We start from the raw sequence: 26,598 nt of genomic DNA on the forward strand, positions 1-26,598 counted from the left end.
GAACGGCTTGCGAGGTCGTGTTATACATATTGTATAACGGAGCCTGTGCAATGACCAAAGCCCCCCGCGGAATGGAAGAGGCCTCTCGCGAATACAAGCTTGAGGACACCGCCCTTCAAATTCGGAAGATTGGCAATTCGGTTGGTGTCATCCTGCCGAAAGAGCTTCTTGCGCGGCTCAAGCTCAAGGAGGGGGACAAGTTCTATCCGGTCGAGCAACCGGATGGCAGCCTGCGGCTCTCGCCATTCGACCCCAAGCACGCACGGACCATGGAAATCGCCCGCCAGGTCATGCACGAGTATCGCGATACGTTTGCCGCGCTTGCAAAATGAGTGCGCCAATTTGGCTCAATGTCGATGAGGTTATCGACATGCACGCCGAGCAACTGGCAATATTCGGCGGACCGGAAGGCATTCGGGATCGAGGCCTTCTTGAGTCCGCCGTTTTGCGGCCAGTCAATCAATGGAATTACGGACAGACGGATATGGCTGCACTCGCCGCGGCCTATGCCTTCGGTCTCGCGCGCAATCATGCTTTTGTGGACGGCAATAAGCGGATTGCGTTCCATGCCATGATGGTCTTCCTGCGCAGCAACGACATACCCTTCGCGCCCGACCCGGCGCATGCCACGGCCATCATCCTCTCCCTCGCGGCAAGCGAGGTAAACGAAGAGGGCCTGACCCGCTGGATCCGGGATAATTGGCCTTCCGAATGACCCGATAGGCAGGGGGCCGTTGCCCTCCCAAACGCTTTGCGGTAATTGCACGCGAGAAACGCGGATTTTGACGGGGGATACCGATGGCAGACCATAGCGAAGTGGCCTACACGACCGCTGACGGCAACGACTATGTGGCCCATGAGCAGACCTATGAGGGGTTCATCATGCTGGTCAAATACGGCACCGCCGCCGTCGTGCTCATTGTCGCCCTGATGGGCTACTTCCTGACCTGACGCATCGCTGCCTGCACCGCCCACGCCGGCGGTGGCCAGAAATTAGCACGCATGCCGGTTGCGAAACCGGTATCCAACTAAGCGAAAAAGACGCTAGTTTGCTTGCGCGCGCCTGCCGCGCAGCGGGAGGCCTTATGAAGATTGCCGTTGCCAAGGAAATCGATCCGTCCGAACCGCGGGTTGCCGCTTCCCCGGATACCGTGAAGAAATTCAAGGCGATCGGCGCCGAAGTCGCGGTCGAGCCGGGTGCGGGCATCAAGTCGGGCCTGCCGGATTCCGAATTCACCGCCGTCGGCGCCACCGTCAGCGCGGACGCGCTGAAGGACGCCGACATCATCATCAAGGTGAAGCGGCCTGAAGCCTCCGAGCTTTCGCAATACAAGCGCGGCGCGCTGGTCATCGCCATCATGGACCCCTACGGTAATGAGGCGGCGCTGAAGACGATCGCGGATGCCGGCGTCTCGGCATTTGCGATGGAATTGATGCCGCGCATTACGCGTGCGCAGGTGATGGACGTGCTGTCCAGCCAGGCGAACCTCGCCGGCTATCGCGCGGTAATCGAGGCCGCCGAATCCTTTGGCCGCGCCTTCCCGATGATGATGACCGCGGCCGGCACCGTTCCGGCGGCGAAAGTGTTCGTGATGGGCGTCGGCGTCGCCGGCCTGCAGGCGATCGCGACCGCGCGGCGGCTCGGCGCCGTCGTCACGGCAACCGACGTGCGCCCGGCCACGAAAGAGCAGGTCGAGAGCTTGGGCGCAAAGTTCCTCGCCGTCGAGGACGAGGAATTCAAGAACGCCCAGACCGCCGGCGGCTACGCCAAGGAAATGTCGAAAGAGTACCAGGCCAAGCAGGCCGCGCTCACCGCCGAGCACGTCAAGAAACAGGACATCGTCATCACGACGGCCCTGATCCCGGGCCGGCCGGCGCCAAAGCTCGTCAGCGCCGAGATGGTGAAATCGATGAAGCCGGGCTCGGTGCTGGTCGACCTCGCCGTCGAGCGCGGCGGCAATGTCGAGGGCGCCAAGGCCGGCGAAGTCGTCGATCTCGATGGCATCAAGGTCGTCGGCTACACCAATGTCGCCGGCCGCGTCGCGCAATCGGCATCCAGCCTCTATGCCCGCAATTTGTTCAACTTCATCGAGACGATGGTGGACAAGGCGAACAAGGCGCTCGCAGTCAACTGGGACGACGAACTCGTGAAAGCCACCGCGCTTACCAAAGACGGCGCCGTCATCCATCCGAACTTCCAGTCGAAAGCCTAAGGAGAGAAGCCATGGAGCACATCGCCCAAGTCGTCGATCCCTTCGTATTCCGGCTTTCGATTTTCGTTCTCGCCGTCTTCGTCGGCTACTTCGTGGTCTGGTCGGTGACGCCTGCGCTGCATACGCCGCTGATGTCGGTGACGAATGCGATCTCCTCGGTGATCGTGGTCGGCGCGCTGCTCGCGGTCGGCGTCCCAATGATCTCCAGCGGCTCGGGCTGGGCACGCGGCTTCGGCTTCATCGCGCTGATCTTCGCCTGTGTGAATATCTTCGGCGGCTTCCTTGTCACCCAGCGCATGCTGGCGATGTACAAGAAGAAGGTGAAGTGAACGGCGTGCACCTCGTGGTGACAAAGGCAAATGGGGACCTGAGATGAACGCCAATCTGGCTGCAATTCTGTATCTCGTGGCGGGTGTGCTGTTCATCCTGTCGCTGCGCGGACTGTCGAGCCCGGCATCGTCCCGCCAGGGCAATCTGTTCGGCATGATCGGCATGGCGATCGCGGTCGCCACCACGCTCGCCAGTCATCCGCCGGCGGACGGCGTCGCCTGGGTGCTGGTCATCCTCGGTATTGCCATCGGTGGCGGCATCGGTGCCGTGATCGCCCGCCGGGTCCCGATGACCTCGATGCCGGAACTGGTCGCAGCCTTCCACTCGCTGGTCGGTATGGCCGCGGTGCTGGTCGCGGCTGGCGCGTTCTATGCGCCCGAAGCCTTCGATATCGGCAAGCCCGGCGCCATTCACGCCTCCAGCCTGGTTGAAATGTCGCTCGGCGTTGCCATCGGCGCGCTGACCTTCACCGGCTCGGTGATCGCTTTCCTCAAGCTTTCCGCGCGTATGAGCGGCGCCCCGATCATCCTGCCCGGCCGCCACATCATCAACATCGCGCTCGCGCTTGCGCTGGTGTTCTTCATTTTCGGCCTGGTCCGGTCCGGCAGCGCGCTCGACTTCTGGCTGATCACGATCATCGCGCTGGTGCTCGGCGTGCTCATGATCATCCCGATCGGCGGCGCCGACATGCCGGTCGTGATCTCGATGCTGAACTCCTATTCGGGTTGGGCTGCGGCCGGCATCGGCTTCACGCTCGGCAACTCCGCGCTGATCATCACCGGCGCGCTGGTCGGCTCCTCGGGCGCGATCCTTTCCTACATCATGTGCCACGCGATGAACCGTTCCTTCATCTCGGTCATCCTCGGCGGCTTCGGCGGCGAAACCGCAGCGGCCGGCGGTGCCGGCGGCGAGCAGAAGCCCGCAAAACTCGGTTCGGCCGACGACGCGGCCTTCATCATGAAGAACGCGCAGAAGGTGATCATCGTGCCGGGCTACGGCATGGCGGTGGCGCAGGCCCAGCATGCGCTGCGCGAAATGGGCGACCTCCTGAAGAAGGAGGGCGTCGAGGTGAAGTACGCCATCCACCCGGTTGCGGGGCGCATGCCCGGCCACATGAACGTGCTGCTGGCGGAAGCCAACGTGCCCTATGACGAGGTGTTCGAGCTCGAGGACATCAACTCCGAATTTGCCCAGGCCGACATCGCCTTCGTGATCGGCGCCAATGACGTCACCAACCCGGCCGCGGAAGAAGACAAGACCTCGCCGATCTACGGCATGCCGGTGCTGCAGGTCTGGAAGGCCGGCACCGTGATGTTCATCAAGCGCTCGCTGGCCTCGGGTTATGCCGGCATCGACAACCCGCTGTTCTACCGCGACAACACCATGATGCTGCTCGGCGACGCCAAGAAGGTCACCGAGAACATCGTCAAGGGGATGTAATTCACCCCCGCAGGCAATCATGACCGCGCTGAAATGGCTCCTGATTGTCGTCTCAGCCGGCTATCTCTGCGGTCTCGTTGTGCTGTTCTTCGCGCAACGCTCGTTCCTGTTTCCGGTTCCGACAACCGCGCGCACGGCGCCGCAGGAGGCGGGCTTCCCGGACGCCGAAGAACATGTCCTGACCACGGCGGACGGTGAAAAAGTCATCCTCTGGCATGTCCCGGCGAGGCCCGGCCGCCCCGTCATTCTCTACTTCCATGGCAACGGCGATTTTCTCGCCGGCTTCTTTGGCCGCTTCCGCGACATCATCGCCGACGGGACCGGGGTCGTCGCGCTGTCTTATCGCGGCTATGCCGGATCGAGCGGGCGGCCGAGCGAGCGCGGGTTGCTGCAGGACGCCGCTGCGGCCTACGCCTTCACGACGGCGCGGTACAGTGCGGACAGCATCGTCGTCTGGGGCTTTTCGCTTGGCACCGGCGTTGCGGTGGCGCTGGCGTCGGAGCAACGGACCGGAAAGCTGATTCTGGAAGCGCCTTTTACGTCGACCGCGGATGTCGCCGCATCGCTGTTCTGGTTCATGCCGGTGCGGCTGGTGATGCGGGATCAGTTCCGGTCCGACGAGCGCATCGCGCGGGTCACCGTTCCGCTGTTGATCATGCATGGCAGCAACGATCCCGCAATTCCCATCGTCTTTGGCGAGCGGCTGTTTGCTCTCGCCCATGAGCCAAAGCAGTTCGTCCGGTTTCCCGGAGGCGGTCACGAGAATCTCGGCAGTTTCGGCGCGATTGAAACGGCGCGGCAATTCATCAACGCCGCAGGAGGCTGACGGCGGCGGTTGTTTGCTGCATAGTGCCGGAGATGGTGGTGCTGACTTTCGTCATCAGCATGCTGACCTTCGGCACCGGCCGCACCAACATCCTGCTCGGGCTCGTGCATATGCTGGTGTTCGCGGTGTTCCCGTTCATGGTATTCGTGCCGTAATTCCCCCGGAGTGAACCCGATATGCTTGCCGCGAAATCCGACGTTCAGGTCGATACAGCAGAAGTCCGTGTCACCGAGTGGCGGCTGCCGCCCGGCAGCGCTACCGGGCATCACACCCACGGGATGGATTATGTGATCGTGCCGGTGACCTCGGGCGAGATGACCATCGTCGCGCCGAACGGCGAACGCGCCAAGGCGCAGCTGGGGGCCGGCAAATCCTATTTCCGGAAAGCCGGCGTCCAGCACGACGTGCTCAACGAGACGGCAGCCGAGATCGTGTTTCTGGAGGTCGAACTGAAGCCCTGACCACCTGGCCGCGGGTTCCAGGCTCTGTTTCCGGGCTCGCCCTATGTCCCCGAACCAGTTAGGCAATTTTTAACCGACCCAAGCCGGTCCCGCCCGATCTGCACGGGAACTGCTGAATTGCCACCGATCCGTCGCAGTTGATCCCTCAATGTGCCTCAAAGTTCCGGCAATTGATGGACCGCGCGGAGTGGCCGGAATGCTGAATTACCTGAAGAAATTTGCGGTGGACATCTTCCCGTCGGTGGCCGCAACAGTCATCGGGGCGTACATCGTCAACCACTACATCGTGAGCAAGCCTGCCGCGGATGCTCCTGCCGCTGCGGTGTCCACTGCCAATCCCAAGGGGGATGGCAAGGCGGAAGCCAAATCCGACGCCAAGTCGGCTGAGACCACGGCCAGTGTCAGCAATCTTCCGGCTGCCGGTGTCAAGGCGAGGGGAATCTCCGAGAAAGCCATCATGGAGAAGACCGCTGCCGAACGGCCGGCGGCGGTGGAAAAGGCCCAGGATAAGACTGAAGCGAAGGCCGAAGCAAAGGCTGACGCCAAAACCGACACCAAGTCCCCTGATAGCAAGTCTGCCGATGCCAAGTCTGCTGATGCCAAGTCTGCCGATCCCAAGTCCGATGTGAAATCGGCTGAAAGCCCGGCTGACACCGACCAGCGCCGTCAGGCAGCTGCGCCGCGCGAAAAGGAAAAGATCCGGGTCGTGCTGCCGTCGCCCATCCAGCCAGTGGCGTCCTCGGCAGCTCCGGTTGCGGCGGCAGCGCCGGCCGCTCCTGTCGAGACTGCGGCTGCGCCGGAGGAACGGCGCGATGCCAATGATCTGGCGCGCGCCGCGATCGAGCGCCTGCGCGCCAACGGCGAAGCCTCTTCGCGTGCCACCGAGACGGCCCGTGCTCCCGAGGCGCCGAAGGTAGCGAATGCGCCCGTGGTCGTGAACGCACCTTCGGTCGCGCATGCACCCGTGGTCGCCAATGCGCCGGCCGCCGTGAATCCGCCGGCGCTTCGCCCGCTGCCGCCGCCGATCATGATCTCGGGCACGCCAGCCGGCGACCCCCGTGGTCAGGCGCCGTCGCAGCCACGGCCGCCTTATGCTGAGGCTGTCGATCCGAACCGCCCAACCCCGCCTGCGGAGATTCCGCTTTCGCGTCCGCTCGATCTGCGTGCCGAAATGGCGGAGCCTTCCGTGCGTGAACGTGCGACAGCGGCTGCCGAGGACGCGCTGTCGACCGCCAAGTCGATCTTCCACGCGGTGCTACCGAAATAAGTCTATGACGTCTTCCGGCGATGCATTCCTTCGGACTTGACCCGAGGGGCTTCTGCTTGGCGCAAGGAAAACGCGCAAGCAAGGCTGCAGCCCGGCTCCTGATTCAATCAAAAGCGAGAAGGCTCTAACCGCCGGTGCGCGCGAGCCCGCTTCGCGCGGCTTCGTCCTTGGGGCGGAGTGCGAGCGCGCGGCCATAGGAGGCGAATGCCTTGGCCTTGTCGCCCAGACGTTCGTAGGTGACGCCGCGTGCCGACCAGGCCTGCGCGCTGTTGGGGTCGGCCTGCACCGCCTCGTCCAGATCGGAAGCGGCTTCCTTTGCCTTGTCGACGGCGAGATAGCTGGTTGCACGCGCCAGCAGCGGCTCGACCCGTTGCGGCGTCAAGCCGTTGGCTGCGGTGAAATCCGCGATTGCCTGCTCATGCTGCTTGTCGGCCTGATGGATCAGGCCACGGCCGTACAGGGCCGGCACGTTGTAGGGATCGAGCGTGAGCGCGCGGTCGAATTCCGCCAGCGCTGCTTCGGTCTTGCCGGATTTGGCGAGCGCCTGGCCGCGGGCAGCGTAGCCCTGGGCGTCGCTGGCGCTTTGTCCATTGATCGTGCCGGTCGGTTTCTGCTCGGCCTGCAGCTTCTCCTTGTCCGATCCCCATGATCCCAGGTCGAACGAACAGCCGCCGAGCGGATAGGCAAGAACGACCGCCAGCAGCGCGATGGGGACGGCCGTGAAGCGCGAAGCGCAGGGAAGGGCATTGCAATCCGTAACGGCCATGCAGCGGAATACTCTCGCTTGTCCAGTACGGCATCTAACCCGATGAATCGCAAAATGCATCGGTGAAAATAGCCGTAACGGTCGCCGAAGGAGATGCGGGTGATCAGCACGCGCGCACACCAGCGCCGATAATCCCATAGTGCCGGATCTTCGGTTGGCGAAAACAAAAACGCGGGCCCGAGGCCCGCGTTTTCAACTCAAATCTTTTTAGAGCACGCTCAGCGCGGTCCGCGCGGACCTGCGCCCGGGCCACCGCGGCCGCCAGCGCCACCACGATCGCCACCGGGACCGGCGCCGAACACCGGCTTCGGCTTCATCGGCAGCAGGCCTTCGCGCTGCAGCTTCTTGCGGGCCAGCTTGCGCGCGCGGCGCACGGCTTCGGCCTTTTCACGGGCCTTCTTTTCGGAGGGCTTTTCGTAGTGTCCGCGGAGCTTCATCTCGCGGAAAATACCCTCGCGCTGCATCTTCTTCTTCAGCGCCTTGAGGGCTTGATCGACATTGTTATCGCGGACGAGAACCTGCACGCGGCATCCTCTTTCAATTGATCGGATAGGAATTCTGGTAAAGTAAAGGGCCGGCGAAAGGCCTGGCCCTTAACCCTGAACGCGGGCATGTAGCAGACAAAACTGCTAATGTCCACCTGAGAAGGCGGTTTTTGGCTTGGGAACGCCACGAAAATGCGCGGGATTCGCCGATACGGGCTCGATTTCCTCAAATAACGAGCCCTTCACGGCGCCTCCCTAGCATCCAGCAACACAAAACATGCGGGAGGCGAGTAATGAATACCAAAAAATATGCCGCTGAAGCGATCGGCACGTTTTGGCTCACTTTTGCGGGATGCGGCAGCGCGGTCATCGCGGCCGGCTTTCCTCAGGTCGGAATCGGCCTGCTCGGGGTGTCCCTGGCGTTCGGCCTGAGCGTCGTGACCATGGCCTACGCGATCGGCCACATCTCAGGCTGCCATCTCAATCCCGCAGTAACGGTTGGTCTCGCCGCAGGCGGGCGCTTTCCGGCGTCGCAGATTCTGCCGTACATGATCGCGCAGGTGATCGGCGCGATCGTCGCCGCGGCGCTGCTCTATGTGATCGCAAGCGGCGCGCCCGGCTTCGACGTCAGCAAGGGTTTTGCGTCCAATGGCTTTGATGCGCATTCGCCCGGGCAGTACAGCATGATGGCCTGCTTCATCACCGAGGTGGTGATGACCATGATGTTCCTGTTCATCATCATGGGCGCCACCCACGGCAAGGCGCCCGCGGGCTTTGCGCCGCTCGCCATCGGATTGGCGCTGGTGATGATCCATCTCGTCAGCATTCCCGTCACCAACACGTCGGTGAATCCCGCGCGTAGCACCGGGCCTGCGCTGTTCGTCGGCGGCTGGGCGCTGGCGCAGCTCTGGCTGTTCTGGGTTGCGCCGCTAATTGGCGGCGCGCTCGGCGGCGTGGTCTATCGCTGGCTCAGCGAGGAGCCTGCCGGCGTCGTGGAAGGCCTGAAGAGGGCCTGATCTGCGATCTCGCGGCAGGCGCTATTTCTTGGCCGCCGGGGCCACTTCGGTGACATGGCCCATCTTGCGGCCCGGCCGTGGCGCGCCCTTGCCGTAAAGGTGCACGGTGGCGCCGGGCACCGTCAGCCATTGCTCGTAGTCGAGGATATCGTCGCCGATCAGGTTGGTCATGGTGACCTCGCCGTGACGAACCGGTTTGCCGAGCGGCCAGCCGGCGATTGCCCTTATGTGCTGCTCGAACTGCGAGATCGAGGCGCCGTCCAGCGTCCAATGCCCGGAATTATGCACCCGCGGCGCAATCTCGTTGACCAGCACATGCGGTCCGCCGTTTCCGGCGACAACGAACAACTCGACCGCGAGCACGCCGACATAGTCTAGCGCGTTGGCGATCTTCTCGGCGACGGCACGCGCATCGGCAGCCAGCGCATCCGATATCGCGGCTGGCGCGCGCGAGATCTTCAGGATGTGATCGCGGTGTTCGTTTTCGGTGACGTCGTAGCATTCGACCTCGCCGTCCGCCGAGCGCGCGGCGATCACCGATATCTCGCGCTCAAAGGGAACGAAGGCTTCGAGGATCGCGGATTTGGTGCCGAGGTCTTCCCAGACTTGAGCGGGATCGTCGCCCTCGCGGATGATCGCCTGGCCCTTGCCGTCATAGCCGAAGCGGCGAGTCTTGATCACGGCGGGAAGGCCGACGCGCGCGATCGCCGCCTGCAGCGTTTCTACCGACGACACGTCGGCATAGTCGGCGGTGCCGATGCCCAGCCGCTTGACGAAATCCTTTTCGATCAGCCGGTCCTGCGTGGTCTCCAGGATCTTCTGCGCGGGCAACACGGGACGCCGCGCCGCCAGCACCATGGCGGTGGCGGCCGGCACGTTCTCGAATTCATAGGTGATGACGTCAACATCGTTGGCGAACAATTCAAGCGCCTCGACGTCGGCATATTCGGCGCAGGTCGCGTTCAGCACCACGTCGAAAGCAGGCGAATCCGGGTCCGGCGAAAACACCTGGCATTTGAGGCCAAGGCGCGCCGCCGCCATCGCCAGCATCCGGCCCAATTGTCCGCCGCCGAGAATTCCGATGGTGTCGCCCGGCTTCAGCTTCACCTTGTCTGAAGCCGTCACGCCGATCCCTCCGGGCGCTCCTCGACGGCGTCTGTCTGCTGCTTGCGCCAGGCGGCGAGCCGTACGGCGAGCGGTGCGTCATTCAGCGCGAGCACGGCGGCCGCGAGCAGCGCGGCGTTGATGGCGCCGGCCTTTCCGATCGCCAGTGTGCCGACGGGAACGCCGGCAGGCATCTGCACGATCGAGTACAGCGAATCGACCCCCGACAGCGCCTTGGATTCGACGGGAACGCCGAACACCGGCAGTTCCGTCAGCGCCGCCGCCATGCCCGGCAGATGGGCCGCGCCACCGGCGCCGGCGATGATGACCTTGAAGCCTGCAGCCTTGGCGCCCTTGGCGAAGGCGAACAGCCGGTCCGGGGTCCGGTGGGCCGAGACGATGCGCTTTTCGCAATCGATCCCGAGCACAGCCAAGGTCGCGGCGGCGTGGCGCATGGTCTCCCAGTCGGACTGGCTGCCCATGATGATGGCGATCGGTGCGGTCATCTCGTCAATTCTGTTCGGGAATCCAAAAACATAGGCCGGATTATAGGGTCGGCCCGCGGTTCATCCAAGGCGTGGCAAGGGATTAGGAATGGACTATCCTGTCTTGGTGAATCCCGGCAAGCCTTGATAAGCGAGCCTGCACAGGGAAGGCCATGGCGAAGAAAACCAGGACGACCGCCTCCAGGGCCGGAAAACGCCCCAAAAGCGCGGCTTCCGGGCGAAAAACCGCACCACGGCGGTCGTCCGCTCCGGGATCCCGGCCGCCGGCAATGTCCAATGGCACCAAGGCGACGATTCGCCGGCTGAAGGCGCAACTGGCCCGGACGCAGGCGCAGATCGAGGAACTTCAGGCCTCCGCCGATACCGACTTCCTGCTGGGCATTCCGAACCGACGCGGCTTCGAGCGCGAGCTCAATCGCGCGATTGCCTACATCAAGCGCTATCGCGCCGGCGGCGCCCTGGTCGTGCTCGACGTCGATCGCTTAAAGCCGATCAACGACGCCTTCGGACACGCTGCAGGCGACCAGGTGCTCAAGGCCATCGTCGCGACGCTGCTCGCGCAGGTGCGCGCTTCCGATGTGGTCGGCCGGCTCGGCGGCGATGAGTTCGCGTTGCTATTGTGGAATCTCAGCGAGACAGACGCTCACGCCAAGGCTGCGGCGCTGGAGCAAGCGATCGATCGCCTTACCTTCGTGTTCGATGGTCGCACCATTACCGCGGGCGCCTCGGCGGGCGTCTGCCTCCTCGATACCCACTCCGAAGCCGGCCGCGCGCTGGAAGCAGCCGACAGCGCCATGTATGTGCGCAAGGCGCTACGGCGGCATGAGACGAATTCGTAGACTGTAGGGTGGGCAAAGGCGCACTTGCGCCGTGCCCACCATCGGCAAGCATGGAAGAAGATGGTGGGCACGCTTGCGCTTTGCCCACCCTACGAATCCCGACGATCCTTAAAGCCCGCTGAGATCATCCGGCACATTGCCGAACTTGCGCAGCAGTTTCGCGTCGCCGAATTCACCCATCATGGGATCGCCGCTGCGGCTGAAGGCGACGGCGCCGATGCTGCCGGCCATTCGCGACATCGTCTCGGCGCGCCGTAACGCGGTCGTCGGGCTCTGGCATTCTTCCGCGGCTCCCGCCATCGGCGTGCCGCTATCGTCCTGCAGAAATGGCATTGCGACGTAATAAGTGACATCGGCCATTGGTTCGCTCCGGGTTTGATTGATCAGGCTGCGTCGCTCTCCGCATGGGAGGTTCGCGCCGGCACACAGCCGGCGGCGATTGCCGCCTGCAATTCCTCCAGTTCGGTTTCCAGATACTCGTTCGCCATGATCAGCGCCTTGATGGTCGAGCGCAGATTGCCGTCGCACATCGCGATGGCCTGATCGCAGGCCTGCTCGTAGCGGCTGTTGTCGGACAGGGACGATGTGACGGACATGGGCGGGACTCCCGAGGCTGGCGGCAGGAAGCTATGTTCTCTTTTTGTTCTCAAAGAGTCAAGCCGCACCCGCCAACCGGAAACCTGTTTTTTTCCGGCCCGCGCGCTCGGCAAGATCTTCGCGAGGTCTGGGCTCTGTGGATGTCGGGGAAAAGGACCTGCCGGAAGGTGGACGGTGTCGGCGAACCGAATTGGCCGAACGCGGCAAGCGCAACGATCAGGCGATGATGTCAGGCGTGATCTGATCTTCGATGAAGGCGATGCGGTCGCGCAATTGCAATTTGCGTTTCTTCAGCCGCTGCAGCCGCAGCAAGTCCGGCGCCGGCGACTGATGCAACGCGTCGATCGCCGCATCGAGATCACGATGTTCCTGCTGCAGCCGGGCGAGCTCGTTTTCAAGCTCGCGCTCATCATCGTCGGTCATGGTGTACGTTAGCTGAAAGCGCGATGAGGTTGTGAACGGATTATTCTCAAAGCGTGACGACTTTTCTTCGAATAGTCATCCCGCTCCAGTTCTTTGATTTGAGCATTTTCTCCGCGCAAACGCGATCCGCGTTTGTCGCGAGGGAAAACCGGTACCCACTTTTCCGGATCATGCTCCAGGCCGGCAGTGAATATCGTCCCTGTGAGGCCGGTTCGCAAGCTGGCCAGGTTCCCATACTCACGATTGGTTACAGATAAATCCGAAAATATGACAGGCGCGATTCTGGATAATCATCGACAGATTCGTCGTCTGGTGTACACTACCTCGTCCGGATCGAATCTGAGGTTCAACCACCGAGGAGATTTCGTATGGCACTACAGGCGCATCTTGTTGAACTTGAACGTAAACACAAGATTCTCGAGAATGAATTGCACGAAGCGCTCGTGCACCTTTCCACCGACGACCTCCAAATTGTCGAGTTGAAGCGCCGCAAGTTGATGGTCAAGGATGAGATCGAGCGGTTGAAGAACACCGCTAGCGAAACTCTCCACTAATCAGTCCCAGCAGAGTATCGAAAATCCCCACACGGCCGGATGGGCGCCGATGCGCTCATCCGCCGGCACGTGGTTGCCTGCACGGAGCCTCTGTCAAAGTTCTGGCAGGGCGCTGACGTGATCGGCGATTGCGAGCGACGACGTTAGTCCCGGCGATTCGATACCGAACAGATTGATCAGCCCGGCGACGCCGTGATCGGCAGGGCCCTGGATCAGAAAATCCTGCGTAGCGACGGCCGGCGGCACGATCTTCGGCCGCATTCCGGAATAGCTCGGCATCAGCGCGCCGTCCGGCAGCGTCGGCCAGTAGCGCCGGATCGCGGGATAGAAACGTTCGGCACGGGCAGGATCCACCGCATAGTCGATGCTCTCGACCCATTCGACGTCGGGGCCGAAACGGGCCTGGCCCGCCATGTCCAGCGTCAGGTGCACGCCCAGCCCGCCGGGCTCCGGCACGGGATAGATCAGGTGTGAAAACGGGGCCCGCGCGCTGCAGCTGAAATAATTGCCCTTGGCCAGATAGGCGCAGGGGATCATCCCGATCGGCATGCCTTCGATGCTGCGCGCCAATGCGGGCGCGTTTAAGCCCGCTGCGTTGACGAGCAGGTTGCATGCAAGCGTCATCGGCGCGTCGCCGCCGGCTTCGATTTCGATTCCGTTGGCGCCGACCCTGGCGCACAACAGCGGCGTATGGAAAGCGTAAGCCGCGCCGGCTTCTTCCGCGTCGCCCCGCAGCGCCAGCATGTAGGCGTGGCTGTCGATGATGCCGGTGGACGGCGAGAGCAGGGCCGCATCGCAGTTGAGCGCCGGCTCCAGCGCTCGCGCCGCCTCGCCCGTCAGCAACTGCAGATCGTCGACGCCATTGGCTTCGGCATGCGCGCGGATCGACTGCAGTTTATCGGCTTCGCTTGCTGTCGTCGCCACGATCAGCTTGCCGCAATTGCGATGGGGAATGCCATGCTCGCGGCAATACTGGTAGAGCGCGCGCTTGCCGCTCACGCACATCTGCGCCATCAGGCTGCCGGCGCGGTAATAGATGCCGGCGTGGATCACCTCGCTGTTGCGGGAGGAGGTGACGGTGCCGATGCCCTCGGTGGCCTCGAGCACGATCACTTCGCGGCCCGCCTTGGCCAGCCGTCGTGCGATCGCGAGCCCGATCACCCCCGCTCCGACGACGACGCAATCGACCTTGTCCATGTCAGCTTCGGACCTGAGAATCTGCCGTGGAATTCGGCGCTTGCCACGCTCGGCAATCATCGCCTCGACCGCCGGAGCAGTCAAACAACCCGTTGCTTTGCCTCGAAATACGCCGCGAACGCAGTCCCGTTAGTGAAGCATTAATCATGTCAGGCCAATTGCCGTAATTTGGGTCACATTTTAGAATTGCGGGGGTAGTCATTTACCCGATCCAAACCCGTCAAGCCAGACACTCCGCCCGCAAACTTGGGTGGGTAATGGCTGACAAGAACCGGCAGGCAGGACGGAAGAATTCGATTCCGGCGCAGGCCCTCGTCTGTCTGCTCGCCATTGCTGCGCCGTGCGGATTTGCGTGGGCTGCAGTGCCTTCCGCGGGCTTTGCCCCGGCGAGCTACATCGGCGAGCTTGATCCCAATCTCGTGTGGGAGCTTCTGCTCGGGGCGATCGCCGCCGTTTCCTTCCTGGTAGCGATCGGGATCTGGATACTGGCGGCGTTGCGCGGGGCCAAGAGCGCGCAATTGCGGCGCAGCGCATTCATCAGCTCGGCGCTCAACACGCTCAACCAGGGCGTGATGATAACCAACGCGCAAAACCGCGTGGTTTTCTGCAACGACCGCTTTCTCGAAATGTACGGGCTCGACCGCGCCGAGATTTCGAGCACCATGACGGGCCGTGAACTGGCCGAACTGCGCCGCGCACGGGGCCTGCTCAACCTTACCGTCGACGAGTTCGGCAAGCTTGCCCGCCGCCCCGAAGGCCTCGTCACCGAATTGCCGGATGGGCGATTGGTGCTTTCGAAGATTTTCCGCCTGCCCAATGGCGGGACGATCGGCACGCATGAGGATTGCACGGAGCAGCGCCAGCTGTCGCGCAAACTGGCATCGACCACCAAATTTCTGGAATCGGTGCTCGACAACGTTCCGGTCTGCGTCGCCGCCAAGAACATCGAGGACGGCCGCTATATCTTCGTCAACCGCGCGTTCGAGCGCTTCTCGCGCTTCTCCCGCGATCACATCGTCGGCAAGCGCGCCGACGAGATGTTCCGATCCGAAACCGCAGCAAGCATCGAAGTCGCGGATCAGGCGGCGCTGACGGCGCCCGAAGGCTATCATCGCAGCGAATACACCGTCGAACGGGGCGATGACCGGCGCGTTCTGTCCGCCAACCGCGTGATCGCCCGCAACGAGAACGGTGCGCCGGAATTCCTGATCACGCTGTTCGACGACGTCACCGACCGGAAGTCGCTGTCGCGCGAGCTCGAAAACACCAAGAAGTTCCTCGAACTGGTGGTGGACAACATCCCGGTGTCGCTGATCGTGGAACGCATCAGCGACGGACGGTATCTGCTCGCCAACCGCAGCGCCGAAACCATTCTCAATCGCCGCCGCGAGGATGCCACCGGCCTGACCGCCGCCGACATCTTCAATCCGCGCGAAGCCAAGCTGATCATCGCGCGCGACGAGGCTGCGATCAAGAAGCGCGGCCTGCTCACCGAAGAGCACCCGATCTCCACCAAGGATGGACTGCGGCTGTTCCTGACCCGCCGCATGACGGTGCTCGACGAGGCCGGCGAGCCGCAATATCTGATCAAGACCCACGAGGACGTGACCGACCGCCGCCAGACCGAATCCCGGATGGCGCACATGGCCTATCATGACGGCCTGACCGATCTGCCGAACCGCGCCGCCTTCCTGCAGGCGCTGGCGCAGATGATCGAGGCCTGCGCCGGCACCGACGAGGAATTTGCGGTGCTGTGCGTCGACCTCGACGGCCTGAAGGAAATCAACGACGTGTTCGGCCATGCGATGGGCGACAAGCTCCTGATCGAGGTCGCGGGCCGCATCCAGTCCTCCGCCCGTGGCGGCGTGGTGGCCCGGCTGTCCGGCGACGAATTCGGCCTGATCATCGACGGCAAGCAGCCGGAGGCCGGCAAGGCGCTCGCCGAAAAACTCGCGCAAACGCTGTCGGACGAATTCGTGATCGACGGCAAGTCGGTGCGCACCGGCGTCACCACCGGCATCTCGGTATTTCCGCATCACGGCTCGGACGCGGCTTCGCTGCTCGCCAATGCCGGCGCGGCGCTGTTCCGCGCCAAGCAGAAGTCGCGCGGCTCGATCAGCATTTTCGCGCCCGAGATGGACCAGCAGATTCGCGACCGCCGCGTGCTGCACCAGGACCTCTCGATGGCGATCAGGAACGGCGAATTGTCGTTGCACTATCAGCCGCAGGCCGCGTCGGGCGCAACGGTCGCCGCCAGCAAGATCATCGGCTTCGAGGCGCTGGCGCGCTGGATGCATCCGGTGCGCGGCTTCGTGTCGCCGGGCGAGTTCATCCCGCTGGCGGAAGAGAGCGGCCTGATCGTCGAGATGGGCGTCTGGATCCTGCGCGAAGCCTGCCGCGAGGCTGCCTCCTGGCCGGAACCGCTGCAGATCGCCGTCAACCTGTCGCCGGCGCAGTTCATGCACGGCGACGTGGTCAGCCTGGTGCATTCGATCCTGCTCGAAACCGGCCTGGCTCCCGACCGGCTCGAACTCGAAATCACCGAAGGCGTGCTGATCGAGGATTTCGATCGCGGTCTCGCGCTATTGAGGCGGCTGAAGGCGCTCGGCGTGCGGATCTCGATGGACGATTTCGGTTCCGGCTATTCCTCGCTGAGCTATCTGCAGGCGTTCCCGTTCGACAAGATCAAGATCGACCGCGCCTTTGTCATGAATCTCGGGCGCAACCCGCAATCGGCGGCGATCGTGCGCGCCGTCATCGACCTCGGCCACGGCCTCGAGATGTCGATCGTTGCCGAGGGCGTCGAGACCCAGGAGCAACTCAGCTTCCTGTCGGACGAGGGCTGCGATGCGGTGCAGGGCTATTTCCTCGGCAGGCCCCAGCCGATCGGGCACTACCACGCGCTGGTCGGCCGCAGCGCCGCAAACGACGTCGAAACCGCGCGCAAGCTCGCCAGCGCCTGATTTCGCGAAATCGCAACCGCGGTGCATCGGGCGGCATGCCCGGAGATGCGGTTGCATGCGTGACCTCTCGGGCCTTTCGCGATTTGATTTCGATGAGACCCCGGCTTGCCTTCCGCTGAGGGCCCGGTTATTTTTGGCGCAGATACCTTGTCGAGAAAGGAGGGCTGCGCAGTGACGATATTTTTCCGGCATTATCGCCAGCGTGGCCCCGTCAACGCCCTGCAAATGCGTTTGCAGGGCTGACCAGAGACTTTTTCGCAAATCTCTTCCTGGTCTGCCCCCGTGGCAATACGGCGTCGAACGTCTGATCGTTCGCGCCCGCATTTGTGTAGCTCGCCGCGCTCCAGCACGAACATCCGATGATGGCTGCATGCCCCGGACGTCGTGTTGGCCGGCAAGACCAGGGAACGATCATGACCCTTATCAATATTCGCAATCTTGGCGTGACGCTGAGCGCTCCGCTGTTTTCCCGACTGAACCTTTCCGTCAATGCCGGTGACCGCATCGGGCTCGTCGCCGCCAACGGGCGCGGCAAGTCCACGTTACTGCGCTGCATTGCCGGCGTGGCGGAGCCAAGCGACGGCGATATCGCCAGATCGCGAGGGCTGACCATCGGCTATGTCGAGCAGGATGTACCGTCCGCGCTCGCGGAAACGCCGTTCTATGCGGCGGTGCTCGACATGCTTCCCCTCGAACGACGGGCAAGTGAAGGCTGGAGGGTAGACGTTGCCCTGGAATCGCTTGAGGTGCCCGAGGCGCTGCGGCAGAAGCCGCTGAAGCAACTGAGCGGCGGCTGGCAGCGGTTTGCCATGCTCGCCCGCGTCGTGGTGGCCGAGGCCGATGTGCTGTTGCTCGACGAGCCGACCAACCATCTGGACCTCGCCAGGATGTGCCAGCTTGAAGCCTGGCTGAACGCGCTGCCACGGGATATGCCGGTCGTGATATCGAGCCATGACCGCGCCTTTCTCGACGCAACCACGAACCGCACGATATTTTTGCGGCCCGAGCGGTCGCAGATATTTTCGCTGCCCTATACCCAGGCTCGCGCCGCGCTCAGCGAGGTGGATGCTTCGGATGAACGGCGCTATCGACGGGACCTGAAGGCTGCCGAGCAGCTTCGTCAGCACGCTGCAAAGCTCAACAATATCGGCGTCAATTCCGGCAGCGACCTTCTGTTGCAGAAGACGAAGCAACTGAAGCAGCGGGCCGAGAAGCTGGAAGATGCAGCAAAACCCGCGCATCTGGAACGATCCGCAGGGACGATCAAGCTGGCCAATCGCGGAACGCATGCCAAGGTTCTGATTGCACTGGACGATGCCGCCGTCACTACCCCCGACGGCAGGTTGCTGTTCAAGACCGGCAAGCAGTTCATCTGCAAGTCAGACCGGATCGTGCTGTTGGGGCCAAACGGAGCCGGCAAGACCCGGCTCGTGGCGATGCTGCGTCAGGCGATCGAAAATCCGGCGGCCATGCAGGCCGGTATCAAGGTCACGCAGTCGCTTGCACTCGGCTATTGCGGGCAGGACCTTGCGGATCTTGCCGATGCCGACACACCGATGCACACGATCGTCAACCGATTCGAGGTCGGCGATCAGCGCGCGCGGGCATTGCTCGCCAGCTCCGGCCTGTCGGTTGCGATGCAAAGCCGTCCGATCGGTAGGCTTTCCGGCGGACAGAAGGCGCGTCTTGGCATGCTTCTGCTGCGGCTTGCCCAACCGAACTTCTATCTGCTCGATGAGCCTACCAACCATCTGGATATCGAGGGACAGGAAGCGCTTGAGGACGAATTGCTGGAGCATCAGGCAAGCTGCCTGCTGGTTTCACACGACCGCAACTTCGTACGAACGGTGGGGAGCCGGTTCTGGGTGATCGAAAAAAAGAAACTGGTGGAACTGGAAGGACCGGAAAGCTTTTTCGCATCGATCGGCGCAACCGGTTAGAGCGTTTTCCAGCGAGGTGGAGACCGGTTCGCGTCAAGAAAACGCGTCAAAATAAAACCCTGGAGCCTTTTCCGTTCCGATTCCATCGGAGCGGAAAGGTTCTAGAGCGGCGGCTGCCCGGTTCTTGCCGGGCTTGATTCATTTCCGGGAGTGACATCCTCTTTTGGCCATCATGGCCTAGTGTAGTGAACGCACGTTCTCTACAAGTCACCCTTGCGTATGGCGGACTACGATCTCGCGATCATTGGCGGCGGATTGAACGGCGTCAGCATCGCGCGCGACGCCGCTGGCCGCGGCTTGCGCGTCATCCTGCTGGAGCAGGGCGATCTTGGCGCGGGCGCATCCTCGGCCTCGCCGCGGCTGATCCATGGCGATCTGGCGGGGCTTGAGCGCCGGCATTTTCTTCGCGTCCGTTCGGCGCTTGCCGAGCGCGACGTCTGGCTCCGGATCGCGCCGCATCTGGTGCGCCCGATGCGCTTTGCTATCCCTGCCCATTCCGACGAACGCCCGGCCTGGCAGTTGCGCTCATGGCTCTTGCTCTACGACCGGCTGGCCTCGCGCAACGGTCTGCCGGCCTCGGCGACCGTCGACGTCACCCATCATCCCGTCGGCAACGCGCTGAAGCGGCCGTTCGGCACCGCCTTTGAGTATTCCGACTGCGTCGTGGACGATTCCCGGCTGGTGGTTCTCACCGCCGTCGATGCCGCGGCGCGCGGCGCGGCGATTCGCACCGGCGCACGCTGCACCCGGGCCGAACGCGGCAAGGAGTGGCGGCTGGTGACGAAGGATCGCGGCTTTCGCCAGATCGTCACGGCCCGGGCGGTCGCCAACGCCACCGGCGCCTGGACGCCGTCCGTCGCCGAGACGGTGCTGCGTGTGCAGCCACCGAAGGTGGCCGCCGTACAGATGGACCAGATCGTCGTCCGCCGCCTGTTCGACAGCGACAACGTCTATGTGTTCCAGAACAGCGACGGACGGCTGATTTTCGCAAGTCCCTATGAACGGGATTTTACCCTGATCGGCACCGCCAGCCATGCCTTCAAGGGCGATCCCGCCATCGTTGCGGCGGCGGCGAACGACGTCGCCTATCTCTGCGATGCGGCGAACCGCTATTTTCGCGAGCGGATCGAGACGGTCGACGTGGTGCGGACGCTTTCCGGCGCCAACATGGTGATGAAGCCCGCAAGCAGGCTTTCGCCGCGTGACGGGGCGATGACGCTCGACTATGGACGCGGCAAGGCGCCGCTGATCACGGTTGTCGGCGGCGACGTCACGACCTCGCGGCTGCGCGCGGAGCGGGCGGTATCGAAGCTGACGCCGTTCTATCCGATGTCGGCGCGCTGGACCGCGAAGGCGCCGCTGCCCGGCGGCGATTTTGCGTGGGAGCGCTTCGACAACGAGGTCGACGAGGTGCGTGACCGCTGGCGGTTTCTCGGCGAGGACCAGGCGCGGCGTCTGGTCGCCGCCTATGGGTCGAACGCCAAGGAGATCCTCGGCGACGCCAGGGAGCGCAGTGACCTCGGCCTTGCCTTCGGGCCGGAATTGACGGGCGCCGAAGTACGCTATCTCATGCAAAAGGAGTGGGCGCGATTTCCTGATGACATCCTGTGGCGGCGCTCCAAGCTTGGCCTTACCATGCCGCCTTCGGATCGCGACGCGCTGGCGGCGTTCATGGCGTCGCCGGTGTGAGGAATGGATCGGACATGCGACGCGCGATCAGGCCAACTGTTTTCATGGCGATTCTCGGCCTGCTCGGGGGAATAGTCTATCGCTATTTCATTGATGATCCGATCGAAGCGACGCTGCCGTACTATCTCAGGAGCAGCCTGCACGGGATGGGCATAACGCTGGCCGCCTGGGGGGGTCATCTCTACTTCACGTCGCGACGAAGTGCGTGGGTTAGCAAATGGCCGCTGTTGATGGATCTGGCGGTGCGCTCAGTGACGATGGCTATCGTCGTCGCGAGTGCGGCGCTGGTCTTGCAGATGACGTTGTACTGGCAATGGATCGAGACGAAGTGGTTGATCGAACAGTTTCCCGGCATCGTTGCGATCAGCTTCTTTGCATCCCTGCTCGTCTTGTCAGCCTTTGAGCTGACACGGCTGATCGGCAGCCGGGTGCTGTTCAATGTGGCGCTCGGACGCTACCGAAGCCCAGTGCGGGAAGCGCGCGTGTTGATGTTCCTCGATCTCGCAAATTCGACCTCGCTCGCCGAGGCGATGGGAGAGCTGCGCGTGCAAAACCTGCTCACCCGCTTCTTTTTCGACATCGATGCCGCGATCGTCGCGCATGGTGGCGAGGTTCATGCCTATGTCGGCGATGAGGTCATCGTGACGTGGCCGCTCGATGACAAGATGTTGGGCGGGCGCTGCGTGGACTGCTTCTTCGCGATTGCCGACACGATTGCGGGCAAGGCCGATAGCTACCGGCAGGAGTTCGGGATGGTGCCGGGCTTCCGGGCCGGCCTGCATGCCGGTCACGTGGTCATCAGCGAGTGCGGCAGCTCACGCCGCCAGCTTGCCTATTTCGGCGACACCGTGAACGTGACGGCGCGGCTGCAGGAATATTGCAAGGAGGTCGGCCGGAACTTGCTGGTGTCTGCCGAGCTGCTGGGCCACATGAAGCTGAAGCCGGCTTTCGCGGTTGAACCGCTCGGGGAGGCGCGCTTGCGCGGCCGTGCGGCCGCTATCGAGGTGTTTGCCGTCGAGCGTCGTAGCTGATTTCACGGACGACTTTAATTTCGCTGCGCCTGCCGCGACCACGCCTCGTCGCGCGCCGAAGGCCTGCAGTCGAGCCGCGCCGAGATGCGCCGGGCGGCTTTGTCGCCGTGACCGGCGCGCATATAGGCGACGATCAGTGTATCTTCCCATAGCTGGCGCTGGGCGTGGCTGCCGCCGATCCGCGTCAGTTCGGAAATAGCAGGTTCGAGCAGGCGGACCGCACCGTCATTGTCGCCTGCGGCAAACGCCCGGACGCCGCGACAGAGCTCGATCGCGCAGCCGCCCGGCGCCAGCTTGCCGTCGGCGGCGCGCGCTTCCAGTTGGGCCAGTCGCGTGTCCAGGGCATCGCCGTCTGTCATTGACCCGGCCAGTGCAAAATGCACGTCGGCAAAGTGCGCCCCGGCTTGCGGAAAATATTTCTCGCCATAGGCCGCAACATCCCGCCAATGCGGCTCCAGCCCGGCCTTGCCGGCCAGCGACAACCGCCACAACAGCGAGGCGCCGTCGGTGAAGATATTCAGCGGCGGATAGGGCCGGCCTGCAGGCTTGATATGCTGTTCGTAGATATCAAGCGCACCATCGAGATCGCCTTCGTCGAGATTGGTCAGCGCGACGTGCCAGGCAAGATGCCCGTGCAGAAAACTCTTGCGATCATGCGAAGGCATCCATTGCGCGAGAAATTGGCGGCCCGCCGCCATGTCGCCTTGCTCGAACATCGCGTGGGAGAGGCCATGGGCGGCGTTGGCGTTTTCGGAACGCAGCGCCATGGCGCGCTCGGACAGTGTCCGCCCGGTGGAGAGATTTCCCGCCTCTGTGTGCGACCAGCCGAGGTAACTGACGAACCACCAGTCCTCGCCATAATGCCGCGCGTGGCGTTCGCAGATCGCGAGCTTGGCGGCATCGTGGTCGGGACGGCCCGAGAACGCGTAGAGGCCGAACGCGCCGAGCAGGATCGACAGCACCTGCGCGTCGCGCGGATATTCCTCGAGATGCGCCTCGGCGCCGGCCACGGCGACTTTCGGCTTGCTCTCGATCACGGCGGCCATGATCTCGACATGGTTTTTTTCGCGCGACGTTGCGCCCGCGGCCAGTTCACGGGCCTGCGCCGCCATGGCGCGCGCCTTGCCGCCCTCCATGTTGAGTTGGTGCAGCCGGGCGCGCCCGATATGCGCCAGCGCAAAAGCCGGATCTTCCGCGATCGCCTTGTCGAAGGCGTCCTCGGCGCCGTGCCAGGCCGACAACATGCAGTCGACGCCGTCGCGGTAATACGCCGCGGCGCGATCGGAGGCGGTGGTCAGCGGAAGATCGTATCTGTCGCGGTTCATCGTTGGGTCCTTGGGGCGATGGCATCGTCACGTCTAGAAATCGAGCCTGTCGCGTACGGCGTCGATGCCCGCCTTGGCGCAGGCTTCGTCCGCGTCGCCGCCGGGGGCTCCGGAGACGCCGATGGCGCCCAGCAGCGAACCTGCCGCTTCAACCGTCAACCCGCCGCCGACGATGACGGCGCCGGGCAGGTTGCGGATTCCGGCCTGCATCATCCCGGGCTGGCTGATGGCGTTGAGTTCGGTTGTGCTGGTGCGAAAGCTGGCCGCGGTCCAGGCCTTGCCTGAAGCGGTCGACACCGTGTGAGGGCCCGCAAAGCGGTCGCGCAGCAAGACTTGCGTGACGCCAAAGCGGTCGACGACGGCGACCGTCACCTGAAAGCCGCGCTTTTGGCAATCCGCCAGCGTCGCGCGCGCGAGATCCAGCGCCAGTTCGGGGCTCAACGATTTGTAGCTCACGAGGGCTTCCTGTGCGGCGGCCGAACTGGCGAGCAGGGAAGAAATCGCCGTTGCGGCCAGCAGATTCCGAACGGTCATCAAATCCCTCCCGATCCTTCGTATCGCCGCGCGGCGGCCGGCTTTCTGCGAGCTCCGAACCTTACCAGAGCGGTGACCCGCATCCAGAATATTGTGGCTGCTGGTTCCGGGCCGGTTGAGTGGATGCCGATCCGCCGCTAGCGTGCGGCCTACGACGGGGCTGGCAGGTGGCATGACCGGGGAATCGCCTGATATCGAAACGCCGAAGATCGATGCGGCGGCAGCGCCGGCGAGGCCAGTTTCGCCTGTCGACACGGCGGCGGACATGCCGTTGCTCCGGATCGAGGGGGTCTCCAAGACATTCGGCAATTTCCGCGCGGTGGACCGGCTCTCGCTCGACATCGGGGCGGGTGAGTTCTTTGCGCTGTTGGGCCCGAGCGGCTGCGGCAAGACCACGTTGCTGCGCATGCTTGCCGGCTTCGAGACGCCCGACGAGGGCCGCATCCTGCTCGGTGGCCGCGACATCGCGCCGGTGCTGCCGCACGAGCGGCCGGTCAACATGATGTTTCAGAACTACGCGCTGTTTCCGCATCTCAACGTTCGGGACAATATCGCGTTCGGGCTGAAGCGCGCCGGCATGCCGCGCGCCGCCATCGACACCCGCGTCGCCGAGATGGTCGCGCTGGTCAAGCTTGATGGCATGGAGAAGCGCAAGCCTGACCAGCTTTCCGGCGGCCAGCGGCAGCGCGTGGCACTGGCGCGCTCGCTGGCGCGGCGGCCCAAGGTTCTGTTACTCGACGAGCCGCTGGCCGCGCTCGACAAGAAGCTGCGCGAGAGCACGCAACTGGAATTGATGGAGTTGCAGCGCCGGCTCGGCATGACCTTCATCGTCGTCACCCACGACCAGGAAGAGGCGATGACGATGGCCAACAGAATCGGCGTGATGGATGCCGGCCGGCTCGAACAGGTCGCGACCCCGCGCGACCTTTACGAGGCGCCCGCCACGCGCTGGGTCGCCGCGTTCGTCGGCGACGTCAACCTGTTCGACGGCGAGGTCACTTCGCACGAACATCATCGCCTGACGGTTGCGACCGGGGATGGCGGCGCGATGGTGGTCGCGGAGCCGCGCCAGGCCGTCAGCAAGACTGTCGTCACGGTCGCGATCCGTCCCGAGAAGGTAAAACTGTCGCGCCGTGGCCCGGCATCGGATGCGGCCAATTCGCAGGCGATCAACCGGCTCGAAGGCGTCGTCACCGATGTCGGCTATCTCGGCGGCTCGACCGTCTACAAGATCAAGCTCGATTCCGGCGCGGTGGTTCGCTCGTCGATGGCCAATACTGCGCGGATGGACCGGGACATCTATGGCGCGGGCCAGCGCGTGGTGGTGTGGTTCACACCCGACGACTGCGTGGTGCTGGAGCAATGAGCGCGCGCCGCATTTTCGCACAGCCGGCGCGCTATGCCGCGATCGCGCCCTATGTTTGGATGGTGCTTTTCTTCCTGGTGCCGTTCGGCTTCGTGCTGAAGATCAGCCTGTCGCAGACCGCGATCGCGCAGCCGCCCTATCTGCCCTTGTTCGATTTCACCGAAGGGTGGGCGGCGATCAAGGCGGCCTTCGCGCAGCTCTCGCCGGACAATTTCAGGCTGCTGATCTCGGACAATCTCTACATCAGCTCCTATCTTCGCAGCCTCGTCGTCGCGGTGACCTCGACATTGATCCTGCTGTTGATCGGCTATCCCATCGCCTATGGCATGGCGCGGCTGCCGGAACGCCGGCAGGCGATTGCCATGATGCTAGTGATCATTCCGTTCTGGACCTCGTTCCTGATCCGCATCTATGCCTGGATCAATATTCTGCAGCATGACGGGTTGCTGAACAAGATTCTGCTCACGCTGCATCTGGTCTCGACGCCGGTGGTGTGGCTCTCGACCGACACCGCGATGTATATCGGCATCGTCTATTCCTATCTGCCGTTCATGATCCTGCCGCTCTATGCGACGCTCGCCAGGATGGATCCCTCGCTGCTGGAAGCCGCAAGCGACCTCGGCGCGTCGCCACTTAGGGCATTCTGGCTGGTGACGTTTCCGCTGTCCTTACCGGGCGTCGGTGCCGGTGCGCTGCTCTGCTTCATCCCGATCGTCGGCGAGTTCGTGATCCCCGATCTGCTCGCCGGCTCCGGTTCGATGATGATCGGCCAGACGTTGTGGCTGGAATTCTTCACCAACAAGGACTGGCCGGTCGCCGCCGCGGCTGCAGTCGCGTTGCTGGTGCTGCTGGTGCCGCCGTTATTGCTCTACGACCGGCTGCAACGCCGTCAGCTCGGAGGGACGAATTGATGGCGCGCAAGGTCGGCAAGATCTCGCCGTTCAACATCACCGCGCTCGCGCTCGGGATGGCGTTTCTCTACCTGCCGATCGTGATCCTCGTCATCTATTCGTTCAACGCCTCGCGGCTCGTCACGGTGTGGGGCGGCTGGTCGCTGCGCTGGTACCATGAATTCTTCAACGATCGCGCGATGCTGGATGCGGCATGGATGAGCCTGCGTGTCGCCGCGGTTTCAGCCACGATCGCAACGCTGCTCGGCACGTTGGCGGCGGTGGGGCTGGTCCGCGGCGAGCGCTTCAGGGGGCGTTCGCTGTTGTCCGGCATGCTCTATGCGCCGCTGGTGATGCCGGAGGTGATCTCGGGGCTTTCTCTATTGTTGCTGTTCGTGGCGCTGAACGCCGAGCGCGGCTTCTGGACGGTGACGATCGCCCACACCACGCTGACCATGTGCTTCGTTACCGTGGTGGTGCAGTCACGCCTCGCCTCGCTCGACCGCAGCCTGGAAGAGGCGGCGATGGATCTCGGCTGCGATCCGGTGCAGGCCTTTCTCTCGGTGACCTTGCCGCTGATCATTCCGGCGATTGCCGCGGGCTGGATGCTGGCCTTCACGCTCTCGCTCGACGATGTCGTGATCGCAAGTTTCACCACCGGGCCGGGCTCCGCGACCCTGCCGATCCGGATCTATTCCGAGGTGCGGCTCGGGGTGAAGCCCGAGATCAACGCGATCTGCACCATGGTGATCGCGCTGATCGCGGTGACGATCGTGCTCGCTTCGCTCGCCTCGAAACTGTCGAGTTCGCAAGGCAAGAGCGCAGCGCCCCTATAG

29 protein-coding genes and 1 pseudogene are annotated in these 26,598 nt (G+C 63.5%); 20 read left to right on the forward strand and 10 right to left on the reverse strand.

Annotation, left to right across the window (positions count from 1 at the left end; all coding sequences use genetic code 11):
* The first annotated feature begins 71 nt into the window (after positions 1-71).
* From ACVWVY_RS11410 to ACVWVY_RS11455, 10 genes and pseudogenes are all read left to right on the forward strand, one after another.
* A complete protein-coding gene (locus ACVWVY_RS11410; RefSeq protein ID WP_456632172.1) occupies positions 72-332 on the forward strand; it encodes an AbrB/MazE/SpoVT family DNA-binding domain-containing protein in 261 nt (86 codons plus the stop codon).
* Positions 329-715: a type II toxin-antitoxin system death-on-curing family toxin gene (locus ACVWVY_RS11415; protein WP_456626467.1), complete on the forward strand. Its 387-nt coding sequence runs from the start codon at positions 329-331 to the stop codon at positions 713-715. Before ACVWVY_RS11410 ends, ACVWVY_RS11415 begins: the two co-directional genes overlap by 4 nt.
* Before the next feature lie 83 nt (positions 716-798).
* Entirely contained in the window at positions 799-951 is a 153-nt protein-coding gene (locus ACVWVY_RS11420; protein WP_456626468.1) for an aa3-type cytochrome c oxidase subunit IV, read from the forward strand.
* Positions 952-1,085: 134 nt separating this feature from the next.
* Complete coding sequence (locus tag ACVWVY_RS11425) at positions 1,086-2,213, forward strand: Re/Si-specific NAD(P)(+) transhydrogenase subunit alpha (protein WP_456626469.1); 1,128 nt, start codon at positions 1,086-1,088, stop codon at positions 2,211-2,213.
* An 11-nt stretch (positions 2,214-2,224) separates the two neighbouring features.
* Positions 2,225-2,542: a proton-translocating transhydrogenase family protein gene (locus ACVWVY_RS11430; RefSeq protein ID WP_334443013.1), complete on the forward strand. Its 318-nt coding sequence runs from the start codon at positions 2,225-2,227 to the stop codon at positions 2,540-2,542.
* Positions 2,543-2,585: 43 nt separating this feature from the next.
* On the forward strand, positions 2,586-3,983 hold the full coding sequence (locus ACVWVY_RS11435; RefSeq protein WP_456626470.1) for an NAD(P)(+) transhydrogenase (Re/Si-specific) subunit beta: 1,398 nt from the start codon (positions 2,586-2,588) through the stop codon (positions 3,981-3,983).
* Between the two features lie 19 nt (positions 3,984-4,002).
* Positions 4,003-4,809 carry an alpha/beta hydrolase gene (locus ACVWVY_RS11440; RefSeq protein ID WP_456626471.1) on the forward strand — a complete coding sequence of 269 codons (807 nt, stop codon included), beginning with the start codon at positions 4,003-4,005 and terminating at the stop codon, positions 4,807-4,809.
* Positions 4,810-4,841: 32 nt separating this feature from the next.
* A pseudogene (locus ACVWVY_RS11445) lies at positions 4,842-4,964 on the forward strand (ionic transporter y4hA); the annotation flags it as partial.
* Between the two features lie 21 nt (positions 4,965-4,985).
* A complete protein-coding gene (locus ACVWVY_RS11450; protein WP_456626472.1) occupies positions 4,986-5,270 on the forward strand; it encodes a cupin domain-containing protein in 285 nt (94 codons plus the stop codon).
* A gap of 196 nt (positions 5,271-5,466) precedes the next feature.
* Positions 5,467-6,537, forward strand: a complete 1,071-nt coding sequence (locus ACVWVY_RS11455) for a hypothetical protein (RefSeq protein ID WP_456626473.1) — start codon at positions 5,467-5,469, stop codon at positions 6,535-6,537.
* Between the two features lie 124 nt (positions 6,538-6,661).
* Here ACVWVY_RS11455 and ACVWVY_RS11460 read toward each other — a convergent pair whose 3' ends face one another.
* Both ACVWVY_RS11460 and rpsU read right to left on the reverse strand, forming a co-directional pair.
* Complete coding sequence (locus ACVWVY_RS11460) at positions 6,662-7,303, reverse strand: tetratricopeptide repeat protein (RefSeq protein ID WP_456626474.1); 642 nt, start codon at positions 7,301-7,303, stop codon at positions 6,662-6,664.
* A 218-nt stretch (positions 7,304-7,521) separates the two neighbouring features.
* Positions 7,522-7,827 carry a 30S ribosomal protein S21 gene (gene rpsU / locus ACVWVY_RS11465; RefSeq protein WP_057838472.1) on the reverse strand — a complete coding sequence of 102 codons (306 nt, stop codon included), beginning with the start codon at positions 7,825-7,827 and terminating at the stop codon, positions 7,522-7,524.
* A gap of 254 nt (positions 7,828-8,081) precedes the next feature.
* Here rpsU and aqpZ point away from each other — a divergent pair, with 254 nt between their 5' ends.
* The gene (aqpZ, locus tag ACVWVY_RS11470; RefSeq protein ID WP_456626475.1) at positions 8,082-8,804 is read left to right on the forward strand and encodes an aquaporin Z; all 723 of its coding nucleotides are present in this window, start codon (positions 8,082-8,084) and stop codon (positions 8,802-8,804) included.
* Positions 8,805-8,825: 21 nt separating this feature from the next.
* Here aqpZ and ACVWVY_RS11475 read toward each other — a convergent pair whose 3' ends face one another.
* Positions 8,826-9,929 (reverse strand): 5-(carboxyamino)imidazole ribonucleotide synthase, encoded by a 1,104-nt coding sequence (locus tag ACVWVY_RS11475; protein ID WP_456626476.1) that lies wholly within the window; start codon positions 9,927-9,929, stop codon positions 8,826-8,828.
* Complete coding sequence (purE, locus tag ACVWVY_RS11480; protein ID WP_456626477.1) at positions 9,926-10,414, reverse strand: 5-(carboxyamino)imidazole ribonucleotide mutase; 489 nt, start codon at positions 10,412-10,414, stop codon at positions 9,926-9,928. The genes ACVWVY_RS11475 and purE overlap by 4 nt, the downstream gene beginning before the upstream one ends.
* Before the next feature lie 152 nt (positions 10,415-10,566).
* Here purE and ACVWVY_RS11485 point away from each other — a divergent pair, with 152 nt between their 5' ends.
* Positions 10,567-11,253, forward strand: a complete 687-nt coding sequence (locus tag ACVWVY_RS11485; RefSeq protein ID WP_456626478.1) for a GGDEF domain-containing protein — start codon at positions 10,567-10,569, stop codon at positions 11,251-11,253.
* Positions 11,254-11,361: 108 nt separating this feature from the next.
* Here ACVWVY_RS11485 and ACVWVY_RS11490 read toward each other — a convergent pair whose 3' ends face one another.
* The 3 genes from ACVWVY_RS11490 to ACVWVY_RS11500 all read right to left on the reverse strand — a co-directional run bounded on the left by ACVWVY_RS11490 (position 11,362) and on the right by ACVWVY_RS11500 (position 12,273).
* Positions 11,362-11,613: a hypothetical protein gene (locus ACVWVY_RS11490; protein ID WP_212419232.1), complete on the reverse strand. Its 252-nt coding sequence runs from the start codon at positions 11,611-11,613 to the stop codon at positions 11,362-11,364.
* Positions 11,614-11,636: 23 nt separating this feature from the next.
* Positions 11,637-11,849 (reverse strand): hypothetical protein, encoded by a 213-nt coding sequence (locus ACVWVY_RS11495; protein ID WP_214490630.1) that lies wholly within the window; start codon positions 11,847-11,849, stop codon positions 11,637-11,639.
* Positions 11,850-12,066: 217 nt separating this feature from the next.
* A complete protein-coding gene (locus tag ACVWVY_RS11500; RefSeq protein WP_057851906.1) occupies positions 12,067-12,273 on the reverse strand; it encodes a YdcH family protein in 207 nt (68 codons plus the stop codon).
* 368 nt (positions 12,274-12,641) lie between these two features.
* Here ACVWVY_RS11500 and ACVWVY_RS11505 point away from each other — a divergent pair, with 368 nt between their 5' ends.
* Entirely contained in the window at positions 12,642-12,827 is a 186-nt protein-coding gene (locus ACVWVY_RS11505) for a YdcH family protein (protein ID WP_456626479.1), read from the forward strand.
* A gap of 93 nt (positions 12,828-12,920) precedes the next feature.
* Here ACVWVY_RS11505 and ACVWVY_RS11510 read toward each other — a convergent pair whose 3' ends face one another.
* Positions 12,921-14,084: an NAD(P)/FAD-dependent oxidoreductase gene (locus ACVWVY_RS11510; protein WP_456632173.1), complete on the reverse strand. Its 1,164-nt coding sequence runs from the start codon at positions 14,082-14,084 to the stop codon at positions 12,921-12,923.
* 197 nt (positions 14,085-14,281) lie between these two features.
* Between ACVWVY_RS11510 and ACVWVY_RS11515 the strand changes: the two genes are divergently transcribed.
* The 4 genes from ACVWVY_RS11515 (at position 14,282) to ACVWVY_RS11530 (ending at position 21,647) form a co-directional block, all read left to right on the forward strand.
* Positions 14,282-16,987, forward strand: coding sequence for a sensor domain-containing protein (locus ACVWVY_RS11515; protein WP_456626480.1), 2,706 nt, complete (start codon positions 14,282-14,284; stop codon positions 16,985-16,987).
* A 413-nt stretch (positions 16,988-17,400) separates the two neighbouring features.
* Complete coding sequence (locus ACVWVY_RS11520) at positions 17,401-18,927, forward strand: ABC-F family ATP-binding cassette domain-containing protein (protein ID WP_456626481.1); 1,527 nt, start codon at positions 17,401-17,403, stop codon at positions 18,925-18,927.
* Positions 18,928-19,146: 219 nt separating this feature from the next.
* Entirely contained in the window at positions 19,147-20,616 is a 1,470-nt protein-coding gene (locus ACVWVY_RS11525; protein WP_456632174.1) for a glycerol-3-phosphate dehydrogenase, read from the forward strand.
* A gap of 14 nt (positions 20,617-20,630) precedes the next feature.
* Complete coding sequence (locus ACVWVY_RS11530; protein WP_456626482.1) at positions 20,631-21,647, forward strand: adenylate/guanylate cyclase domain-containing protein; 1,017 nt, start codon at positions 20,631-20,633, stop codon at positions 21,645-21,647.
* A gap of 14 nt (positions 21,648-21,661) precedes the next feature.
* Here ACVWVY_RS11530 and ACVWVY_RS11535 read toward each other — a convergent pair whose 3' ends face one another.
* Positions 21,662-22,972, reverse strand: a complete 1,311-nt coding sequence (locus ACVWVY_RS11535; protein ID WP_456626483.1) for a tetratricopeptide repeat protein — start codon at positions 22,970-22,972, stop codon at positions 21,662-21,664.
* 33 nt (positions 22,973-23,005) lie between these two features.
* On the reverse strand, positions 23,006-23,506 hold the full coding sequence (locus tag ACVWVY_RS11540) for a GlcG/HbpS family heme-binding protein (protein WP_456626484.1): 501 nt from the start codon (positions 23,504-23,506) through the stop codon (positions 23,006-23,008).
* A gap of 172 nt (positions 23,507-23,678) precedes the next feature.
* Here ACVWVY_RS11540 and ACVWVY_RS11545 point away from each other — a divergent pair, with 172 nt between their 5' ends.
* The 3 genes from ACVWVY_RS11545 to ACVWVY_RS11555 are packed head-to-tail and all read left to right on the forward strand — an operon-like array spanning position 23,679 to position 26,598.
* Positions 23,679-24,872 carry an ABC transporter ATP-binding protein gene (locus ACVWVY_RS11545; protein WP_456626485.1) on the forward strand — a complete coding sequence of 398 codons (1,194 nt, stop codon included), beginning with the start codon at positions 23,679-23,681 and terminating at the stop codon, positions 24,870-24,872.
* Entirely contained in the window at positions 24,869-25,783 is a 915-nt protein-coding gene (locus ACVWVY_RS11550) for an ABC transporter permease (RefSeq protein WP_456626486.1), read from the forward strand. Before ACVWVY_RS11545 ends, ACVWVY_RS11550 begins: the two co-directional genes overlap by 4 nt.
* Complete coding sequence (locus ACVWVY_RS11555) at positions 25,783-26,598, forward strand: ABC transporter permease (protein WP_456626487.1); 816 nt, start codon at positions 25,783-25,785, stop codon at positions 26,596-26,598. Before ACVWVY_RS11550 ends, ACVWVY_RS11555 begins: the two co-directional genes overlap by 1 nt.

The sequence above is a fragment of the Bradyrhizobium sp. URHC0002 genome, from assembly GCF_054059515.1.

Excerpts from the sequence above, each read along its gene's own strand:
- ACVWVY_RS11555 (WP_456626487.1), top strand. The coding sequence starts at position 25,783 with ATGGCGCGCAAGGTCGGCAAGATCTCGCCGTTCAACATCACCGCGCTC.
- ACVWVY_RS11435 (WP_456626470.1), top strand. The coding sequence starts at position 2,586 with ATGAACGCCAATCTGGCTGCAATTCTGTATCTCGTGGCGGGTGTGCTG.
- ACVWVY_RS11545 (WP_456626485.1), top strand. The coding sequence starts at position 23,679 with ATGACCGGGGAATCGCCTGATATCGAAACGCCGAAGATCGATGCGGCG.
- ACVWVY_RS11525 (WP_456632174.1), top strand. The coding sequence starts at position 19,147 with ATGGCGGACTACGATCTCGCGATCATTGGCGGCGGATTGAACGGCGTC.
- ACVWVY_RS11460 (WP_456626474.1), bottom strand. The coding sequence starts at position 7,303 with ATGGCCGTTACGGATTGCAATGCCCTTCCCTGCGCTTCGCGCTTCACG.
- ACVWVY_RS11520 (WP_456626481.1), top strand. The coding sequence starts at position 17,401 with ATGACCCTTATCAATATTCGCAATCTTGGCGTGACGCTGAGCGCTCCG.
- ACVWVY_RS11495 (WP_214490630.1), bottom strand. The coding sequence starts at position 11,849 with ATGTCCGTCACATCGTCCCTGTCCGACAACAGCCGCTACGAGCAGGCC.
- ACVWVY_RS11500 (WP_057851906.1), bottom strand. The coding sequence starts at position 12,273 with ATGACCGACGATGATGAGCGCGAGCTTGAAAACGAGCTCGCCCGGCTG.
- ACVWVY_RS11450 (WP_456626472.1), top strand. The coding sequence starts at position 4,986 with ATGCTTGCCGCGAAATCCGACGTTCAGGTCGATACAGCAGAAGTCCGT.
- ACVWVY_RS11505 (WP_456626479.1), top strand. The coding sequence starts at position 12,642 with ATGGCACTACAGGCGCATCTTGTTGAACTTGAACGTAAACACAAGATT.
- ACVWVY_RS11420 (WP_456626468.1), top strand. The coding sequence starts at position 799 with ATGGCAGACCATAGCGAAGTGGCCTACACGACCGCTGACGGCAACGAC.
- ACVWVY_RS11550 (WP_456626486.1), top strand. The coding sequence starts at position 24,869 with ATGAGCGCGCGCCGCATTTTCGCACAGCCGGCGCGCTATGCCGCGATC.
- ACVWVY_RS11535 (WP_456626483.1), bottom strand. The coding sequence starts at position 22,972 with ATGAACCGCGACAGATACGATCTTCCGCTGACCACCGCCTCCGATCGC.
- ACVWVY_RS11425 (WP_456626469.1), top strand. The coding sequence starts at position 1,086 with ATGAAGATTGCCGTTGCCAAGGAAATCGATCCGTCCGAACCGCGGGTT.
- ACVWVY_RS11530 (WP_456626482.1), top strand. The coding sequence starts at position 20,631 with ATGCGACGCGCGATCAGGCCAACTGTTTTCATGGCGATTCTCGGCCTG.
- ACVWVY_RS11490 (WP_212419232.1), bottom strand. The coding sequence starts at position 11,613 with ATGGCCGATGTCACTTATTACGTCGCAATGCCATTTCTGCAGGACGAT.
- ACVWVY_RS11540 (WP_456626484.1), bottom strand. The coding sequence starts at position 23,506 with ATGACCGTTCGGAATCTGCTGGCCGCAACGGCGATTTCTTCCCTGCTC.
- ACVWVY_RS11485 (WP_456626478.1), top strand. The coding sequence starts at position 10,567 with ATGGCGAAGAAAACCAGGACGACCGCCTCCAGGGCCGGAAAACGCCCC.
- ACVWVY_RS11455 (WP_456626473.1), top strand. The coding sequence starts at position 5,467 with ATGCTGAATTACCTGAAGAAATTTGCGGTGGACATCTTCCCGTCGGTG.
- ACVWVY_RS11440 (WP_456626471.1), top strand. The coding sequence starts at position 4,003 with ATGACCGCGCTGAAATGGCTCCTGATTGTCGTCTCAGCCGGCTATCTC.
- aqpZ (WP_456626475.1), top strand. The coding sequence starts at position 8,082 with ATGAATACCAAAAAATATGCCGCTGAAGCGATCGGCACGTTTTGGCTC.
- ACVWVY_RS11410 (WP_456632172.1), top strand. The coding sequence starts at position 72 with ATGGAAGAGGCCTCTCGCGAATACAAGCTTGAGGACACCGCCCTTCAA.
- purE (WP_456626477.1), bottom strand. The coding sequence starts at position 10,414 with ATGACCGCACCGATCGCCATCATCATGGGCAGCCAGTCCGACTGGGAG.
- ACVWVY_RS11515 (WP_456626480.1), top strand. The coding sequence starts at position 14,282 with ATGGCTGACAAGAACCGGCAGGCAGGACGGAAGAATTCGATTCCGGCG.
- ACVWVY_RS11430 (WP_334443013.1), top strand. The coding sequence starts at position 2,225 with ATGGAGCACATCGCCCAAGTCGTCGATCCCTTCGTATTCCGGCTTTCG.
- ACVWVY_RS11510 (WP_456632173.1), bottom strand. The coding sequence starts at position 14,084 with ATGATTGCCGAGCGTGGCAAGCGCCGAATTCCACGGCAGATTCTCAGG.
- ACVWVY_RS11415 (WP_456626467.1), top strand. The coding sequence starts at position 329 with ATGAGTGCGCCAATTTGGCTCAATGTCGATGAGGTTATCGACATGCAC.